Source organism: Massilia pinisoli (assembly GCF_024753285.1).
GTDB lineage: Bacteria > Pseudomonadota > Gammaproteobacteria > Burkholderiales > Burkholderiaceae_D > Telluria > Telluria pinisoli.
On the sequence record NZ_JANUGW010000008.1, the window covers coordinates 128850 to 145481 of the forward strand.

Consider the following 16632-nt stretch of genomic DNA (forward strand, 5'->3'; position numbering starts at 1 on the left):
GCGTCGCCCGCGGTGCGGCGTGCCGGGCGCCGCACCACCTGCCGGACGAGCGTGTCGCGGATGGCGCTGCTAAGATAGCAAGCCTTTCATGACCGTACGAAGGATGGCAATGAACGACAATGCAAGCGCCCCGCAGGCACCCGGCAACGGCTTCGCGGCGGCGGCCCAGCCGGTCGCCGCGCAGTCCGTGATCCACACCGACACCGACGGCCTCGCCGCCGGCATGGCCACGCTGACCGTCGACGGCCAGGACGTCCCCCTCTACCACGCCCGCCCGGCCGGGCAGGGCAAGCTTCCCGTGATGATCGTCGTGTCCGAGATCTTCGGCCTGCACGAGCACATCGCCGACGTGGCGCGCCGGTTCGCCAAGCAGGGCTATCTGGCGCTGGCGCCCGATTTGTTCGTGCGCCAGGGCGACCCGTCCACCATCCCCGACATCAACACGCTGACGGCGCGCATCGTCCGCAAGGTGCCGGATGCGCAAGTCATGGGCGACCTCGATGCCTGCGTGGCCTGGGCCGCGAAGAACGGCGGCGACGTCGACCGCCTGGGCGTCAACGGCTTTTGCTGGGGCGGGCGCATCACGTGGCTGTATGCGGCGCACAATCCGCGCGTGAAGGCAGCCGTGGCGTGGTACGGCAAGCTCGTGGCCGATCCGAATCCGCCGGGCCAGCCGCAGCATCCGATCCACATCGCGTCCTCGCTCACGGTACCCGTGCTCGGGCTGTACGGCGCAAAGGACACCGGCATCCCCGTCGCCACTGTCGAAAAGATGATCGCCGCGCTGGGCGCGGGGACGAGCGATTCCGCGATCGTCGTGTACCCGGATGCCGGCCACGCCTTCAACGCCGATTACCGCCCCACGTACAACGCGAAGGATGCCCGCGACGGCTTCGCGCGCGCACTGGCCTGGTTCCGCGAGCACGGCGCCGGCTGACCGCGCCGCCCATCCGGCGGCTTGCCGGATTGCACGGGCGCGGGCGCGGGAGGGTACAATCCCGGGTTTGCGTCCGCGCTGTCCAAGAATAACCAGAGGCTTTAAATCGACCCGATTCTCATCTCCATCCTGCTGGCGACCGGCCTCGCGGGCGTGGTCAGCATCACGGCCGCCGCGGTGTTTTCGTTCACCTTGCTGGCGAAAGTCGTCGAACGCATGGTGAGCCTGTCCGTCGGCATCATGCTGTCGACGTCGCTGCTGCATGCCTTGCCGGAAGCGTTCGAATCGAAGGCCGACACGCACGCGCTGTTCGCCACCCTGCTGGGCGGCCTGCTCGCGTTCTTCCTGCTGGAGAAAGTGGCGCTGCTGCGCCATTCGCATCACCACGAGGGTGATGGGCACCACCACGCCCACGGTCACGACGCGCGCCAGGCGGGCCGCGCGGGCTGGATGATCCTGATCGGCGACGGCATGCACAACTTCACGGACGGCATCCTGATCGCGGCGGCCTTCCTCGCCAATCCGCAGCTGGGCATCGTGACGGGCGTCGCGATCATCGCCCACGAGATCCCGCAGGAGATCGGCGACTTCATCGTGCTGCTGAACGCCGGCTTCTCGCGCGTGCGCGCCTACGTGTTCAACTTGCTGTGCAGCCTGCTGGCCGTGCTGGGCGGCGTGCTCGGTTATGCCACGCTGGACCGCGCCAGCGACATGATCCCGTACGTGCTCGTGTTCGCCTCGTCGGGCTTCATCTACATCGCCGTCAGCGACCTGATGCCGCAGATGCAGCGCCGCGCCACCGTGCGCGAATCGATCCCGCAGGTATTGTTGATCGGCCTCGGTGTCGTGATCGTCCTCGTCCTGACGCACGGCCACTAAAAGATACGGATCGCGGCCTGGCGGCCCCATGGTTGCGCTGTCCAGTTGACAGGGCGATTCGAGGCGTCCTATGCTGAACCGTAACCTGAACGGAGGCAAGCATGGCAAGCCTGGTGAATCAACTGGTTGTGGCGCTGCGCGACAAGCCGTCGCGTTGTGCCTACGTGATCATGGCCCTGGTGGTCATGGTCGTGCTGTTCACCCTGGCCGACTTCCTGCCTGCGCCTTACGACTTCAGTCACTGAGTTTCATCCTGGTAGGATGGGCACCCCGTGCCCACCTGACGTTCGCGGACCAGCATGCGTTTGGTGGGCACATTTCATTTGAGGCCCCCGGCCTCAAATGCCCACCCTACTGGTTTAGGTCATCGAGGTCTCAGCCGTTGCCGGTGGCGACAGCCCGCTTCGGATCCGCCGTCCACTCGCTCCACGACCCCGGATACAGCGCCGCGCCCGGCATGCCCGCCACTTCCAGCGCCAGCAGGTTGTGGCACGCCGTCACGCCGGAGCCGCACTGCATGATGGCGTCCTTCGCGTCGCCCACGGCCACGCCCAGTTCCGCCTTCAGCTGCTCGGGCGCCTTGAAGCGGCCGTCCGGCTGCAGGTTGTCCTTGAAGAAGCGGTTCCTCGCGCCCGGGATGTGGCCGCCGACGGGGTCGATCGTCTCGTTCTCGCCGCGGAAGCGGTCCGGCGCGCGCGCGTCGACGATCGTCTTGCCGCCGTGTTCCACGTTGTGCAGGATCGCGTTCACGTCGACCGTCGTCACGAGGGCGGGGCGGGCGGACACGCCCCCGCGCGCGGGCGGGGCCGGCACGTCCGTGACGACGGGCTGGCCCGCCGCCTGCCACGCGGGCAAGCCGCCATCCAGCACGGCGACGGCACCATGGCCCACCCAGCGCAGCATCCACCACAGGCGCGCGGCGTACATGCCGCCGTGCGCGTCGTAGGCGACGACCTGCGTGTCGTCGTCCACGCCCCAGCGCCGCAGCAGCTCGATGAATGCGTCCTTCTCCGGCAGCGGATGGCGGCCGCGGAAGGCGCCGGCCGCGTCGCGCTTGGCGCCCGACAGCTCCGTCTCCATGTCGGCGAACACGGCGCCCGGGATGTGGCCGGCCGCATAGGCGTCGCGGCCGGCGGCGAGGTTCATCAGGTCGTGGCGGCAGTCGACGACGACCCACTTCGGGTCGCGGACGCGCATGTCGTTGACGTGCGCTGCCAGGGCGGCGGGTTCGATGAGGGTCGTGTAGCTGGACATGGCGCTCCTTTATTCGCTGACGATGGGGTCGGTTTCCTTGACGACGGCGCCGCGCGCCGTGCGGGTCGTATTGTAGAACGTCGCGGCGATTCCGGAGGCGAGGATCACGCCCATGCCCAGCCAGACGTGCCAGTCGAACACGTCGCCCCACAGGATCATGCCCCACAAGCTGGAAAAGATGATGCCCATGTACTGCAGGTTGGCGACGACGAGCACCTTGCCGATGCGGTAGGCGCGCGTCATTGCGATCTGCGCGAGCAGGCCGCTGGCGGCGATCCCCAGCAGCAGCGCCATGCCGTGCCACGATTGCGGACGGAACGTGCTCATGCCGTTGCCCAGCAGCGAACCGACGAGGCCGGCGAAGCCCATCGTGACGGAAAAATAGAAGACGACGCGGTATTCCGGCTCGCCCATCTGGCCCAGGCGGCGCACCTGCATGTAGGCCATCGCGGCGATCACGGACGAGGCGATGGCGACGAAGCCGCCGACCCACTCGTGCGTCTCGACGGCCGGCCGCAGCACGAGCGTGACGCCGACGAAGCTCATGGCGATGGCGAGCGCCAGTGGCCATTCGGGCAAGCCGCGCCCGCGCCACCAGCCGATGAAGAACATGTACGTGGCGAGCCAGATCGGCGCCATGTAGTTGAGGGTGACGGCCGTCGCCAGCGGCAGCTTCGCGATGGCGTAGAACCACAACCACAGCGAGACGACGCCGACGACGCTGCGCCACAGGTGCTCTTTCGGGAACGCGGTCTTGAACGAACCGCCCTGCAGGCGGATCATCGGCAGCAGCATCAGGCTGCCGATGAACCCCCGGTACATCACGATTTCCGACGTCGAGTAGAGCGAGGAAGCCAGCTTCACGCACGCGCCCATGGCGGCGAACAGGAAGCTGGCGCACAACATCCAGAGTGGAGCCATCAGCGACCAGCCATCACATCCCCGGAGGAATATTGTCGATCTTGCTGCGATACCACTCGTGGAAGTGCTGCATGCCGTCTTCCATCGGCGACTGGTACGGGCCCGCCTCCGTGACGCCGCGTTCCATCAGCGCCTTGCGGCCGGCATCCATGCGCAGGGCGATCTCGTCGTCCTCGACGCACGTCTCCATGTACGCGGCGCGTTCCGCGTCGACGAAGCCGCGCTCGAACAGGACGAATTCTTCCGGGTAGTAGAACTCGACGACGTTGCGCGTCTTCTGCGGGCCCAGCGGCCACAGGGTGGACACGACGAGGACGTTCGGATACCACTCGACCATGATGTTCGGGTACAGCGTGAGCCAGATCGCGCCGTATTTCGGTGCCTGGCCGTTGTTGAACTTCAGGACTTGCTCCTGCCACGCCTTGTACGTCGCCGAGCCGGACTTCTGCAGGCCGCGGTGCACGCCGACCGTCTGCACGCTGTAGTCCGGGCCGAATTCCCAGCGCAGGTCGTCGCAACTGACGAAGTTGCCGAGGCCGGGGTGGAACGGTTCGACGTGGTAATCCTCCAGGTAGACCTCGATGAAGGTCTTCCAGTTGTAGTCGCAGTCGTGCACCTCGACGTGGTCGAACATATAGCCCGAAAAGTCCAGGTCCTTCGTGACGGACATGTGCTTCAGCTTGTCCATCACGTTGTAGCCGTTCTGCTCGAACAGCAGGCCGTTCCAGTTCTGCAGCGGCGTCCTGGACAGGTTCAGGCAGGGCGTGTCGGCGAAATGCGGTGCGCCGATCAGCTCGCCCTTCAGGTCGTAGGTCCAGCGGTGCAACGGGCAGACGATGTTCTTGGCGTTGCCGCGGCCGTTGAACATCAGCGCCTGGCGGTGGCGGCACACGTTCGACAGCAATTCGATGCCCTGTGCGTTACGCACCAGCATGCGACCCTCGTTCTCCGATTTCAGGGTCGCGAAATCGCCCGCCTCGGGCACCATCAACTCGTGGCCGACGTAGCGGGGCCCCTTGAGAAACAATTGCTGCAATTCACGCCGCAGCAGCGCGTCGTCGAAGTAGACATTTACCGGAAGCTGGGCGAGCGAACGCGCCAGCTTGGCGTGGGTAGCCAGATCGGACATCCCAACCCCCCTTTACACAGATTTCAGCCAAAGAAGAGAAAGAATCCGAGAACCAGTATTTTTAGGGGAGCATCGAGAATCCAGGGCGAGCCGCATCGTGGTCCGGCCAACGCCCGTGCTTGCCGTATCGCGTACGGCTGCGCTCGAGGGCGTCGCATCCCGACCAACAGTGCTGCCGCTTATTTGGCGTTCTCGCTCCTTTAAAGAGCGGAATACGGTATTTCGGAGACAGAACCGGAGATTATAGCCTGTAAAAGGCCATCCAGTCCCGGACCCGCACGGGGTTGTGGTACATGGGTGTTCAAAAATTGCCTAAAAGGCATCGTTTTCATGAATCCCGAGGCGCTTTGCGATAAAATGTATCCTTGCTTGCAAGTTGGCGGCGACAGGTGCACCGTTCATGTCGAAACAGGATTGTTTAGAATAAGCGATTAGACTGACGCGCCGCGCACAGGTTGCGTGCGGTGTCGCCCGGCCCCGAATCGAACAAACTCATTATGCCAAATAAAACAAACGCGGAGAGCGCCGCACCACCGGCCTCCGCCGGAGCGCCGGCCGCGGCCCAGCCGCCGGAATCCTTCGAGCAGGCGATGGCCGAACTGGCCCAACTCGTGACGCAAATGGAAAGTGGGCAATTGCCCCTGGAAGCATCGGTCGCCGCGTATGCGCGCGGTTCCGAGCTCGTGCGCTATTGCGCGGCCCAGCTGGAAAAAGTCGAGTCGCAGGTGAAGGTGCTGGAAGGCGAGATGCTGAAACCGTTCAGCACCGACGGCGAGGACGACGTATGAGCGCCACGCCCGATTTCCAGGCCTGGGTGAAGGACGTCCAGGCCGCCGCCGAAGCCGACCTCGACCGCTTCCTGCCGCCGGCCAGCCAGGTGCCGACGAAGCTGCACGAAGCGATGCGCTACACGGCGCTGGGCGGCGGCAAGCGCGTGCGTCCGCTGCTCGTGCATGCGGCCGGCGCCCTGTTCGGCGCGGACGCGGACGCCCTCGCTCGCGCCGCCAGCGCCGTCGAGATGATCCACGTGTATTCCCTCGTGCACGACGACATGCCGTGCATGGACGACGACGCTCTCCGCCGCGGCAAGCCCACCGTGCACGTCGCGTACGATGAGGCGACGGCGCTGCTCGTCGGCGACGCGCTGCAGGCGCAAGCGTTCGACGTGCTGGCCGGGACGTCGACGGTGCCCGCCGCGCGCACGGTCGCGATGCTGCGCCTGCTGGCCGAAGCCGCGGGTTCCGCCGGCATGTGCGGCGGCCAGGCGATCGACCTCGACAGCGTCGGCCTGAGCCTCACGCTGGAACAGCTGGAGCGCATGCACCAGCTCAAGACGGGCGCCATGCTGCGCGTCTCGGTGCTGCTGGGCGCACTGGCCGGCCGCGACCTCGCGTCGCACGAGCGCGAAGCGCTGGCCGAGTATTCGCGCGCCATCGGCCTCGCGTTCCAGGTCGTCGACGACGTGCTCGACGCGACCGCCGACTCGGCGACGCTTGGCAAGACGGCCGGCAAGGACGCGGCCGACAACAAGCCGACCTATGTGTCGATTCTGGGGCTGGCGCCGTCGCAGGCGCTGGCCGAACAATTGCGGCAGCAGGCGCACGACGCGCTCGCGCCATTCGGAGAACAAGCACTGCGGCTGCGCGAGATCGCGGACCTGATCGTGCAGCGGAAGGCATAAATGAAACTGCTAGATACCATCAACGTCCCGGCCGACCTGCGCAAGCTGCCGCGCACCCAGCTCACGCCGCTGGCGCACGAACTGCGCCAGTTCCTGCTCGATTCCGTTTCCAAGACGGGCGGCCACCTGTCGTCCAACCTCGGCACCGTCGAGCTGACGATCGCGCTGCACTACGTATTCAACACGCCGGAAGACCGCATCGTGTGGGACGTCGGCCACCAGACCTATTCGCACAAGATCCTCACGGGCCGGCGCGACCGCATGCCAACGCTGCGCCAGCTGAACGGCCTGTCCGGCTTCCCGAAGCGCGACGAGAGCGAGTACGACACGTTCGGCACGGCGCACTCGTCGACGTCGATCTCGGCAGCCCTCGGCATGGCAACGGCCGCGAAAATCAAGGGCGAAAAGCGCAAGGCCATCGCCGTGATCGGCGACGGCTCGATGACCGCGGGCATGGCGTTCGAGGCGCTGAACAATGCGGGTGTCGAGGACGACGTCGACCTGCTCGTCGTCCTGAACGACAACGACATGTCGATCTCGCCGCCCGTCGGCGCGCTGAACCGCTACCTGGCGCGCCTGATGTCGGGCCAGTTCTACGCGGCCGCGAAGAACGTCGGCAAGACCGTGCTGCCCGCGCCCATGCTGGAACTGGCGAAGAAGCTGGAAGAGCACGCGAAGGGGATGGTCGTCCCCGCGACGATGTTCGAGGAATTCGGCTTCAATTACATCGGCCCCATCGACGGCCACGACCTCGACTCGCTGATCCCGACGCTGGAAAACATCAAGAAGCTCAAGGGCCCGCAATTCCTGCACGTCGTGACGAAGAAGGGCCAGGGCTACAAGCTGGCCGAGGCCGAGCCGATCCTGTACCACGGCACGGGCAAGTTCAATCCGAGCGAAGGCATCAAGCCCGCGAAGGCCACGAAGATCACGTACACCGAGGTGTTCGGCAACTGGCTGTGCGACATGGCGCACGTGGATAAACGCCTCGTCGGCATCACGCCGGCGATGCGCGAAGGCTCCGGCATGGTGCGCTTCAACCAGGAACACCCGGACCGCTACTTCGACGTGGGCATCGCCGAGCAGCATTCGGTGACGTTCGCGGGCGGCCTGGCGACGGAAGGCATGAAGCCCGTCGTCGCGATCTACTCGACGTTCCTGCAGCGCGCGTACGACCAGCTGATCCACGACGTGGCGCTGCAAAACCTCGACGTGACGTTCGCGCTGGACCGCGCTGGCCTCGTCGGCGCGGACGGCGCCACGCACGCGGGCAACTACGACATCGCCTACCTGCGCTGCATCCCGAACATGGTCGTGATGGCGCCGTCGGACGAGAACGAGTGCCGCAAGATGCTGACGACCGCGTACCGCTTCGAAGGTCCGGCCGCCGTGCGCTACCCGCGCGGCGCGGGCGTGGGCGCGGCCATCGACCCGGCGCTGGACGTCCTCGATATCGGCAAGGGCGTCGTGCGGCGCGAAGGCAAAGGCGTCGCGATCCTCGCGTTCGGCTCGATGGTGGCGCCGAGCCTGGGTGCCGCGGACGACCTCAACGCGACCGTCGCCGACATGCGCTTCGTGAAGCCGCTCGACGTCGAGCTGGTGAAACAGCTGGCGCGCGACCACGACTATCTCGTGACGGTGGAAGAGGGCTGCACGATGGGCGGCGCCGGTTCGGCCGTCGCGGAAGCGCTGGCGGAGGCCGGCATCGTCAAGCCGCTGCTGATCCTGGGCTTGCCGGACCGCTTCATCGACCACGGCGACCCGGCCGCGTTGCTGGCGTCCGTCGGGCTGGATGCGCACGGCATCGGCGCGTCGATTCGCGAACGCTTCGGCCTCGGCGAGCCGCGGCTCGTCGTCAACAACACCTGAGCATAAGCGCGAATGAAACAACGGGCGGATTCACCGCCCGTTTTTCATGTTGTCGGTGGTGCGAACAGCTCCTCCGCGCGGCGGTACAGGATCCACGACGTGGCCACGTACTTGTCGCCGCTGGCCGCGACGTCTCCCTTGTACGTGTGCGCGCATTGCGCGGGCGTGAGGGCGGCGTCGTAGATGCCGATGAAGTCGTCGTTCATGTCGGATTCTCCGCCGGTACGTGCAGCGAACGCGCGAGCAGGTGGCCGGCCAGCCATCCGCCCACGAGGCCGCCGATGTGCGCCGCGTTGTCGGTGTGCGGGTAGGCGAAACCCGCCACGAGACTGAAGACCAGGAACGGCAGCAGCGAACCGCGCAAGTCGCGCACGACGGTGGGCGGCACACCGCTGTTCTCGCGCCGCATGAAGGCGAACAGGCCGCCAATGAGGCCGAAGATCGCGCCGGACGCGCCCACGCTGTTCACGTGCGGATTCCACATCACGCTGGCGATGCTGCCGCACACGCCGGCGATCGTGTAGAGCGCGATGAAGCGCGCGCTGCCGAACAGGCGCTCGACCAGTACGCCGACCTGCCACAGCGCGAGCATGTTGAATGCCAGGTGCAGCAGGCTCCCGTGCAGGAACAGCGACGAGACGAGGCGCCACCATTCCCCGTGCAGCGTCCTCTCGCCCGCGTTCGCGCCCCAGTCGATGAGCTGGTAGTTGCGCAGGATCTCGTCGTACCTGGAATTCCAGCCCCAGCCCAGCAGCGACCCCATCGCTTCGCCAGGCTGGCTGCGGCGCATGAGCCACATGCGGAAGTAGATGCCGATGTTCAGGGTGAGCAGTCCCCAGATCACGGGCGTCGACGGACTCCAGTAATCGATCCGGTCGTGAAAGTCGTGATGCTCCGCGTGCGCGACACGGAAGTCATCGGTCTGGCGCGCGGGCAGCAGGGCGACGAGGCGGGAAGCCGTCGCGGCGTCCGCCATGGAAAAGCCGATGACGAGATCCTCGTGCACACCCTGCACGCGGAAGTACACATCGTCGCCTTCCGCGTGGGCGTTGACGATGTCGACCACGCGCAGCCGGTGCTCCGCGTGCGCGGGAAGACGGAACGAGCGATGGCTGTTGCCGCGCACGAGCACGAAGTCCTGCTCGACGACGACCTGGCCCTTGCCGCGGAAGTGGAACGGATTCGCCGGCCAGTTGGCGCGGCCGGCGTGGAAGCGGACGTCGAAGGTCGTCGTCATCCGCCCCCCGTCAGGTACGCTTGCGCTCGTGCTGCCACAGCACGTCCGTGCCGCCCGCGTGGCGGTTCAGCACGCGCGCCAGCACGAACATCAGGTCGGACAGGCGGTTCACGTACTGACGGGGTTCCGCGTTAATGGTCTCCAGCTTCGACAGCGTGACGATGGCGCGTTCGGCGCGGCGGCACACGGTGCGGCACACGTGCGCGAGCGATGCGGCGCGCGAGCCGGCCGGCAGGATGAATTCCTTCAGGACCGGGAGGTCGGCGTTGTACTTCTCGAGCAACTCGTCGAGGCGCGCCACCTGCTCCGTCTTGATCAGCTGGTAGCCGGGGATGCACAGCTCGCCGCCCAGGTCGAACAGGTCGTGCTGGATGGTGACGAGTTCCTCGCGCAGGTCGCCCGGCAAGTCTTCGCACAGCAGCAGGCCGACGAAGGAGTTCAATTCGTCCACGTCGCCCAAAGCGGCGATGCGTACGCTGTCTTTACCCGTGCGGCTGCCGTCGCCCAGGCCGGTGCTGCCGTCGTCGCCCGTGCGGGTCGCGATCTTCGAAAGTCGATTGCCCATGCTGGTGTCCTGCCCACAAAAAAAGATAGGCGGAGCATACGCCAAATCCCAAGGATTGTGCTTACAATCGTTCCATGATTCCCTCGATTCCAGTCGACCCCGATCGCCGCCGCGCCGTCGCTGCCGCCCTCCGTGCCGTGCTGCCGGCGCGCTGCGTGCTGGCCGACCCGGAAGACACGCGGCCTTACGAATGCGACGGCCTCGCCGCGTACCGTCAACTGCCGATGGTCGTCACGTTGCCCGACGACGAGGCGCAGGTGCTCGCCATCCTGAAAGTCTGCCGCGAGCTGAACGTGCCCATCGTGCCGCGCGGTGCCGGCACCGGCCTGTCGGGCGGCGCGCAGCCGCTGGCGGACGGCGTCGTGATCTCGACGGCGCGCCTCAACCGCATCCTGCGCGTGGAACCGTATGCGCGCACGGCCGTCGTGCAGCCGGGCGTCCGCAACCTCGCGATCTCGGAAGCGGCGGCGCCGTTCGACCTGTACTACGCGCCCGATCCGTCGTCGCAGATCGCCTGCACGATCGGCGGCAACGTGGCCGAGAACTCGGGCGGCGTGCACTGCCTGAAGTACGGCCTCACGGTGCACAATGTGCTGCGCGTGCGCGTCTGCACGATCGAGGGCGACGTCATCGAACTCGGTGGCGAAGCGCTCGACTCCCCCGGCCTCGATCTGCTGGCCGTGTTCATCGGCTCGGAAGGCATGCTGGGCATCGTCACGGAAGTCACGGTCAAACTCGTGCCGAAGCCGGCGCAGGCGCAAGTGATCATGGCATCGTTCGACGACGTGGCGACGGGCGGCAATGCCGTCGCGAGCGTCATCGCGGCGGGCATCATCCCGGCCGGCCTCGAGATGATGGATCGCACGTCGTCGCGCATGGTCGAGCCGTTCGTGAAGGCGGGCTACGACCTCGACGCCGCCGCCATCCTGTTGTGCGAGGCCGACGGAACGGCGCTCGAAGTGGCCGAGGAAATCGCACGCATGACGGACGTACTGCGCGACGCGGGCGCCAGCGCGATCACGGTGTCGCAGAGCGAAGCCGAGCGCCTGCGCTTCTGGTCCGGCCGCAAGAACGCGTTCCCGGCCGCGGGCCGCATCTCGCCCGACTACTACTGCATGGACGGCACGATCCCGCGCAAGCAGCTCGCGCACGTGCTGGCGCGCATCGAGGAGATGGAAACGACGTATGGCCTGCGCTGCGCGAACGTCTTTCATGCGGGCGACGGCAATATGCACCCGCTGATCCTGTTCGACGCGAACCAGCCGGGCGAACTGGATCGCGCGGAAGCGTTCGGCGCCGCCATCCTCGCGCTGTGCGTGGAAGTGGGCGGCACGATCACCGGAGAACACGGCGTCGGTGTGGAGAAGATCGATTCCATGTGCGTGCAGTTCGGCGCCAAGGAACTCGACGCGTTCTTCGCCGTGAAGCGCGCGTTCGATCCTGCCATGCTGCTGAACCCGAACAAGGCCATCCCGACACTCCAGCGCTGCGCGGAACTGGGCCGCATGCGCGTGACCGGCGGCGCGCTGCCGTTTGCTCACCTGCCGCGCTTTTGACCATGCAGCACATCATCGACGCTTTCAAGGACCGTGTGCGCAGTGGCAGCCCACTGCGCATCCGTGGCGGAGGCACGAAGGACTGGTACGGCCAGCGGCTCGAAGGCGACGTCCTCGACACGCGCGCGTACACGGGTATCGTCGACTACGAGCCGACGGAACTCGTGATCACGGCGCGTTGCGGCACGCCGCTGGCCGACATCGAAACGGCGCTCGCGGAGCGCGGGCAGATGCTCGCGTTCGAACCGCCCCATTTCGGCGCCGGGGCCACGCTGGGCGGCGCCATCGCGGCGGGCCTGTCCGGACCGCGCCGCGCCAGCAGCGGTGCGGTGCGCGACTTCGTCCTCGGCTGCAGGCTCCTGGACGGCAAGGGCGACGTGCTGTCGTTCGGCGGCCAGGTGATGAAGAACGTGGCCGGCTACGATGTCTCCCGCCTGCTGGCCGGCTCGCTCGGCACCTTGGGGCTGCTGCTGGACGTGTCCGTGAAAGTGCTGCCGCGCGCACCGCGCGAGGCGACGCTCGTGTTCGACGGCGTGGCCGAGATCGATGCGATCCGCCGCCTGAACGAGTGGGCTGGACGGCCGTTGCCCATCTCCGCCAGCTGCTGGCACGACGGCGTGCTGATGGTGCGGCTGTCGGGTGCGAATGCCGCTGTCGATGCGGCGATCCGGTCGCTCGGCGGCGACGTGATGCCCGATTGCGCGGGCTTCTGGGCGAGCGTGCGCGAACAGCGTCACGCATTTTTTGACGGGGACATGCCGCTGTGGCGCCTGTCCGTGCCGTCGACCGTCGGCGCCATCGTGCTCGGGAGCCCGCAGCTGATCGAGTGGGGCGGGGCGCAGCGCTGGCTGCGCGCGCCTGGCGACGCGGCGACGGCGGACCGCATCCGCGCGACCGTGCGCGCGGCCGGCGGCCACGCCACGTTGTTCCGCGGCGGCGACAAGAGCAGCGGCGTGTTCCAGCCGCTGGCGCCGCCCATCGCCCGTATCCACGAGCGTTTGAAGGCCGGCTTCGACCCGGCCGGCATCTTCAACCCCGGCCGGATGGTCTGATCGATCATGCAAACGAACCTCGCCGATTTCATCAAGGGCACGCCGGAAGGTGACGAGGCAGACGCGATCCTGCGCGCCTGCGTGCACTGCGGCTTCTGCACGGCGACGTGCCCCACGTACCAGTTGCTGGGCGACGAGCTGGATGGCCCGCGCGGCCGCATCTACCTGATCAAGCAGGTACTGGAAGGCGAGACGCCCACGCGCAAGACGCAGCTGCACCTCGACCGCTGCCTCACGTGCCGCAACTGCGAGACGACGTGCCCGTCCGGCGTGAAGTACGGGCGCCTCGTCGACATCGGCCGCAACGTGGTCGAGCAGCGCGTGCCGCGCCCGCTCGCGGACCGCATCAAGCGCACGACTTTGAAGGAATTCCTGCCGCGCACGAGCGTCTTCGGCGCGGCGTTCAAGGCGGGGCGCATGGCGCGGCCGCTGTTGTCGCCGGCTTTGCAGGACAAGTTGCAGCCCGTGCGCGCGCCCGGCCGCCGGCCCGCGCGCGAACACGCGCGCAAGATGCTCGTGCTGGAAGGCTGCGTGCAGCCGGCGCTGGCGCCGAACGTCAACGCGGCCGCGGCACGCGTGCTCGACGCGCTGGGTATCCAGCTGCTGTCCGCGCCGCGCGCCGGCTGTTGCGGCGCCGTGCGCTTCCACATGAACGACCAGGACGGAGGACGGGACGACATGCGGCGCAACGTCGACGCCTGGTGGCCGTACGTCGAGAGCGGACAGGTCGAGTCCATCGTGATGACGGCGTCCGGTTGCGGAGTGACTGTGAAGGAGTATGGGCACCTGCTCGCGCACGACGCGGCGTACGCGGAGAAGGCCGCGCGCGTTTCCGCGCTGACGAAGGACCTGTCGGAAGTGATGTGCGATTTCGAGGGCGACATCGCGCGCCTGCTGGCCGGCCGCGTCCACGAGCGCGTCGCGTTCCACCCGCCATGCACCTTGCAGCACGGCCAGCAGATCCGCGGCAAGGTCGAGGGCGTGCTGCGCGCGGCCGGCGTCGACGTCGTGCTGTGCGCGGAGAGTCACCTGTGCTGCGGCTCGGCCGGGACGTATGCGGTGCTGCACCCGGACATCGCGCACGCGCTGCGCGACCGCAAGCTGGCCAACCTGGAGGCGACGGGCGCGCGCGAATACGTGTCGGCCAACGTGGGGTGCATCACGCACCTGCAGTCGGGGACGGCGACGCCGGTGTCGCACTGGATCGAGCTCGTGGACCGGGCGCTGGAAGCCGACCGGCATCCGATATCGAATTGAGTATTACGCGCATCATAAATACGATTGGTACCTTCCGTTGCCGCTGAGTAGACTGCAATCGTAGTAAACACCCGCCGGCAGTGTGGGGACGATTACAACGACAACGGAGATCCTATGGAAAGCCTTGCAAAGCCGGGTGCGCACGCGCGCGGATCCGACTTCCTCCGCTGACATTCCCGACAGCTTCGGCACTCGACTGACCTTCAGCGGAGTATCCATGAAACGTCTATTTTCGTATCTCGTCATGTTGGCCGGCATGGCCAGCACGGCTTTATCAGCGCATGCCGCCATCACCATCAACACGAGCGTCCAGTACAAGATCAAGAACGTCAACAGCGGCCTGGTGCTGGGCATCGACGGCGCCAGCCAGGCCGCCGGTTCGAAAGTGGTCCAGTGGACCGACAACGGCACGACCGACCACCTGTGGCACTTCATGCCGATGGGGAACGGGCAGTACAACATCGAGAACATGCTGACGCACCAGGTGCTGGGCGTGGCCAACGCGTCCACCGCGGACGGCGCGCAAGTCGTGCAATGGTCCGACAACGGCACGTCCGATCACCTGTGGACCGTCACCCAGGCGGCGGACGGCAACTTCCTGATCCAGAACGTCAAAAGCGGCAAGTACCTGGACGTGTACATGGCGAGTACGTCCACCGCGGCCACCATCGACCAGTGGGGCCTGACCAACTGCACCTGCCAGGAGTGGCAGCTGGTGAACACGCAGGTCAGCCCCTATCCGGCGCCGCGCGCCGTCGCCGGCAACGGCATCTACGTCCATGACCCGTTCATGCTGCGCGACACCAGCGGCAAATACTGGTTGTACGGTTCGCACCAGACGGTGGCCACGTCGACCGACGGCACCAACTTCACGATGTACACCAGCTGCACCAGCGCGCAGATGGGCGGCTATGCGCCGAACTGTCCGTCGATCGGCCCGGACTTCAGCTCGTGGGGCGGCTTGCAGACGCCGAAGGGCTGGAACAATGGCGCCAACACCGACATCTGGGCGCCCAGCATGCTGGTCTCGAACGGCACGTATTACCAGTACTATTCGATTCCCTACTTGCCCAGCACCGGCGCGGAAGCCGTGATCGGTGTGGCCACCAGCACGTCGCCGGCAGGTCCGTGGACCGACAAGGGTTTCGTCACCAGGTCGTGGACCAGCACGTCCACGCAGCCGGCGTCCGGCTTCTGGGCGACGAGCGACAACGCCATCGACCCTGCGCCGTTCAAGGACGCCAGCGGCAACTGGTGGATGGCCTGGGGTTCGTGGACCGACGGCACCCACCTGATGCAACTGGACCCGAGCACGGGCCTGCAATCGAAAACGAACACCACCGTGACCACGCTGGCGCAACGGGGCAATCCGTCGGCGGGCGAAGAAGGGCCGTTCATCTACTATTACAACGGCTACTACTATTACTTCGCGCCGATCAACGCCTGCTGCAACGGCACCGCGAGCACCTACCGCACGATCGTCGGCCGTTCCACCAGCGTGACCGGGCCTTACGTGGACCGCGGCGGCGTCGCGCTGACGGCCGGCGGCGGCACCATCCTGCTCAGCACCCACGGGAACATCATCGGCCCGGGCGGCGGCAGCGTGTTCACCGACACCGGAAACAACAACGCGCCGACCTACGTGTACCACTACTACGACGGGAACAACGGCGGCCGCGCCACGCTGGGTATCAACACGCTCGGCTTCACGTCGGACGGCTGGCCCTTCGTCAAGTGAGGCGGTAGGGCGGGCGCGCATGCTGCGTCCCGGCATCGCGCGCCTGCAGCCGGGCACGGCGGCGCCGGTGACGCACCGGATCGGGCTCGTCGACCGGGCGCTTGCGGGCGGTCCGTGATAGCATCGGCGCCTCGTTTCAAGGTTCGATGGAGTTGCGCGTGAGTTTCGTGTTTCGGCTGATATCCCAGGACGAGGACGCGGCGCCGTCCGTCGCGTTCCAGGACAGCATCAGCCCCGGCTACGTGCCGTTGTGGGAAGAGGTCGGCGTGTACGATGCCCTGTACAACAGCGACGGCCGCGAGGCGCGCGACATTTCGCGCGCGATCGCGTATGGCGTCGACCGCATCGCCGACGACGAAGCGCTGGGCCGCCTGCTGCCCGTATCGTGCCGGCTGGAGGAGGCGCTGCGCTTCCTCGAGAACGTGCATCGTGGCTGCACGATTCACGCGTCGGCGCGGGTCGAGACCCGTTGAGCCCGCGTCCCGACCGCGCCTCGGACGTCCACAAACCGCCTCTCCGCCTGGCATGTTGCCGAGACGGAAAAGTCGCCGAATTAT

The 16632-nt window shown here is 66.8% G+C and carries 17 protein-coding genes; 11 read left to right on the top strand and 6 right to left on the bottom strand.

Annotated features, from left to right (window positions below):
* The first annotated feature begins 109 nt into the window (after positions 1 to 109).
* The 3 genes from NX784_RS13165 to NX784_RS13175 all read left to right on the top strand — a co-directional run bounded on the left by NX784_RS13165 (position 110) and on the right by NX784_RS13175 (position 2061).
* Positions 110 to 937, top strand: coding sequence for a dienelactone hydrolase family protein (locus NX784_RS13165; protein WP_258817120.1), 828 nt, complete (start codon positions 110 to 112; stop codon positions 935 to 937).
* 177 nt (positions 938 to 1114) lie between these two features.
* Complete coding sequence (locus NX784_RS13170) at positions 1115 to 1816, top strand: ZIP family metal transporter (protein WP_258817241.1); 702 nt, start codon at positions 1115 to 1117, stop codon at positions 1814 to 1816.
* Positions 1817 to 1917: 101 nt separating this feature from the next.
* Positions 1918 to 2061, top strand: coding sequence for a hypothetical protein (locus NX784_RS13175; RefSeq protein ID WP_258817121.1), 144 nt, complete (start codon positions 1918 to 1920; stop codon positions 2059 to 2061).
* Between the two features lie 130 nt (positions 2062 to 2191).
* On the opposite strand, the gene NX784_RS13180 is transcribed toward NX784_RS13175, so the two are convergent.
* The 3 genes from NX784_RS13180 to NX784_RS13190 are packed head-to-tail and all read right to left on the bottom strand — an operon-like array spanning position 2192 to position 5120.
* Positions 2192 to 3070 (bottom strand): sulfurtransferase, encoded by an 879-nt coding sequence (locus NX784_RS13180; RefSeq protein ID WP_258817122.1) that lies wholly within the window; start codon positions 3068 to 3070, stop codon positions 2192 to 2194.
* Between the two features lie 9 nt (positions 3071 to 3079).
* Positions 3080 to 3991: a DMT family transporter gene (locus tag NX784_RS13185; protein ID WP_258817123.1), complete on the bottom strand. Its 912-nt coding sequence runs from the start codon at positions 3989 to 3991 to the stop codon at positions 3080 to 3082.
* Positions 3992 to 4004: 13 nt separating this feature from the next.
* Positions 4005 to 5120: an aromatic ring-hydroxylating oxygenase subunit alpha gene (locus NX784_RS13190; protein WP_258817124.1), complete on the bottom strand. Its 1116-nt coding sequence runs from the start codon at positions 5118 to 5120 to the stop codon at positions 4005 to 4007.
* Between the two features lie 497 nt (positions 5121 to 5617).
* Here NX784_RS13190 and NX784_RS13195 point away from each other — a divergent pair, with 497 nt between their 5' ends.
* From NX784_RS13195 to dxs, 3 genes are read left to right on the top strand one after another with little or no spacing between them, the layout of a single operon-like run.
* Positions 5618 to 5908 (top strand): exodeoxyribonuclease VII small subunit, encoded by a 291-nt coding sequence (locus NX784_RS13195; protein WP_258817125.1) that lies wholly within the window; start codon positions 5618 to 5620, stop codon positions 5906 to 5908.
* Positions 5905 to 6801 (top strand): polyprenyl synthetase family protein, encoded by an 897-nt coding sequence (locus NX784_RS13200; protein WP_258817126.1) that lies wholly within the window; start codon positions 5905 to 5907, stop codon positions 6799 to 6801. The genes NX784_RS13195 and NX784_RS13200 overlap by 4 nt, the downstream gene beginning before the upstream one ends.
* Positions 6802 to 8670: a 1-deoxy-D-xylulose-5-phosphate synthase gene (dxs, locus tag NX784_RS13205; RefSeq protein WP_258817127.1), complete on the top strand. Its 1869-nt coding sequence runs from the start codon at positions 6802 to 6804 to the stop codon at positions 8668 to 8670.
* 44 nt (positions 8671 to 8714) lie between these two features.
* Here the strand turns inward: dxs and NX784_RS13210 are convergent, their stop codons facing one another.
* From NX784_RS13210 to NX784_RS13220, 3 genes are read right to left on the bottom strand one after another with little or no spacing between them, the layout of a single operon-like run.
* Positions 8715 to 8876 carry a hypothetical protein gene (locus NX784_RS13210; protein ID WP_258817128.1) on the bottom strand — a complete coding sequence of 54 codons (162 nt, stop codon included), beginning with the start codon at positions 8874 to 8876 and terminating at the stop codon, positions 8715 to 8717.
* Positions 8873 to 9907, bottom strand: a complete 1035-nt coding sequence (locus tag NX784_RS13215) for a rhomboid family intramembrane serine protease (RefSeq protein ID WP_258817129.1) — start codon at positions 9905 to 9907, stop codon at positions 8873 to 8875. The genes NX784_RS13210 and NX784_RS13215 overlap by 4 nt, the downstream gene beginning before the upstream one ends.
* Positions 9908 to 9917: 10 nt before the next feature.
* Complete coding sequence (locus tag NX784_RS13220) at positions 9918 to 10472, bottom strand: cob(I)yrinic acid a,c-diamide adenosyltransferase (RefSeq protein WP_258817130.1); 555 nt, start codon at positions 10470 to 10472, stop codon at positions 9918 to 9920.
* Positions 10473 to 10546: 74 nt separating this feature from the next.
* Here NX784_RS13220 and NX784_RS13225 point away from each other — a divergent pair, with 74 nt between their 5' ends.
* The 5 genes from NX784_RS13225 to NX784_RS13245 all read left to right on the top strand — a co-directional run bounded on the left by NX784_RS13225 (position 10547) and on the right by NX784_RS13245 (position 16548).
* Positions 10547 to 12028, top strand: a complete 1482-nt coding sequence (locus NX784_RS13225; protein ID WP_258817131.1) for an FAD-linked oxidase C-terminal domain-containing protein — start codon at positions 10547 to 10549, stop codon at positions 12026 to 12028.
* Between the two features lie 2 nt (positions 12029 to 12030).
* The gene (glcE, locus tag NX784_RS13230; RefSeq protein ID WP_258817132.1) at positions 12031 to 13080 is read left to right on the top strand and encodes a glycolate oxidase subunit GlcE; all 1050 of its coding nucleotides are present in this window, start codon (positions 12031 to 12033) and stop codon (positions 13078 to 13080) included.
* Between the two features lie 6 nt (positions 13081 to 13086).
* Positions 13087 to 14337, top strand: a complete 1251-nt coding sequence (gene glcF, locus NX784_RS13235; protein WP_258817133.1) for a glycolate oxidase subunit GlcF — start codon at positions 13087 to 13089, stop codon at positions 14335 to 14337.
* Positions 14338 to 14554: 217 nt separating this feature from the next.
* Positions 14555 to 16075 carry a family 43 glycosylhydrolase gene (locus NX784_RS13240; protein WP_258817134.1) on the top strand — a complete coding sequence of 507 codons (1521 nt, stop codon included), beginning with the start codon at positions 14555 to 14557 and terminating at the stop codon, positions 16073 to 16075.
* 158 nt (positions 16076 to 16233) lie between these two features.
* Positions 16234 to 16548 carry a hypothetical protein gene (locus tag NX784_RS13245; protein WP_258817135.1) on the top strand — a complete coding sequence of 105 codons (315 nt, stop codon included), beginning with the start codon at positions 16234 to 16236 and terminating at the stop codon, positions 16546 to 16548.
* The last annotated feature ends 84 nt before the right edge of the window (positions 16549 to 16632 follow it).

What these genes read in the sequence shown, in the direction of transcription:
- NX784_RS13240 (WP_258817134.1), top strand. Translation starts at nt 14,555, where the DNA reads ATGAAACGTCTATTTTCGTATCTCGTCATGTTGGCCGGCATGGCCAGC.
- NX784_RS13165 (WP_258817120.1), top strand. Translation starts at nt 110, where the DNA reads ATGAACGACAATGCAAGCGCCCCGCAGGCACCCGGCAACGGCTTCGCG.
- NX784_RS13200 (WP_258817126.1), top strand. Translation starts at nt 5,905, where the DNA reads ATGAGCGCCACGCCCGATTTCCAGGCCTGGGTGAAGGACGTCCAGGCC.
- glcE (WP_258817132.1), top strand. Translation starts at nt 12,031, where the DNA reads ATGCAGCACATCATCGACGCTTTCAAGGACCGTGTGCGCAGTGGCAGC.
- NX784_RS13225 (WP_258817131.1), top strand. Translation starts at nt 10,547, where the DNA reads ATGATTCCCTCGATTCCAGTCGACCCCGATCGCCGCCGCGCCGTCGCT.
- NX784_RS13210 (WP_258817128.1), bottom strand. Translation starts at nt 8,876, where the DNA reads ATGAACGACGACTTCATCGGCATCTACGACGCCGCCCTCACGCCCGCG.
- NX784_RS13220 (WP_258817130.1), bottom strand. Translation starts at nt 10,472, where the DNA reads ATGGGCAATCGACTTTCGAAGATCGCGACCCGCACGGGCGACGACGGC.
- NX784_RS13180 (WP_258817122.1), bottom strand. Translation starts at nt 3,070, where the DNA reads ATGTCCAGCTACACGACCCTCATCGAACCCGCCGCCCTGGCAGCGCAC.
- NX784_RS13185 (WP_258817123.1), bottom strand. Translation starts at nt 3,991, where the DNA reads ATGGCTCCACTCTGGATGTTGTGCGCCAGCTTCCTGTTCGCCGCCATG.
- NX784_RS13195 (WP_258817125.1), top strand. Translation starts at nt 5,618, where the DNA reads ATGCCAAATAAAACAAACGCGGAGAGCGCCGCACCACCGGCCTCCGCC.
- NX784_RS13175 (WP_258817121.1), top strand. Translation starts at nt 1,918, where the DNA reads ATGGCAAGCCTGGTGAATCAACTGGTTGTGGCGCTGCGCGACAAGCCG.
- NX784_RS13190 (WP_258817124.1), bottom strand. Translation starts at nt 5,120, where the DNA reads ATGTCCGATCTGGCTACCCACGCCAAGCTGGCGCGTTCGCTCGCCCAG.
- glcF (WP_258817133.1), top strand. Translation starts at nt 13,087, where the DNA reads ATGCAAACGAACCTCGCCGATTTCATCAAGGGCACGCCGGAAGGTGAC.
- dxs (WP_258817127.1), top strand. Translation starts at nt 6,802, where the DNA reads ATGAAACTGCTAGATACCATCAACGTCCCGGCCGACCTGCGCAAGCTG.
- NX784_RS13215 (WP_258817129.1), bottom strand. Translation starts at nt 9,907, where the DNA reads ATGACGACGACCTTCGACGTCCGCTTCCACGCCGGCCGCGCCAACTGG.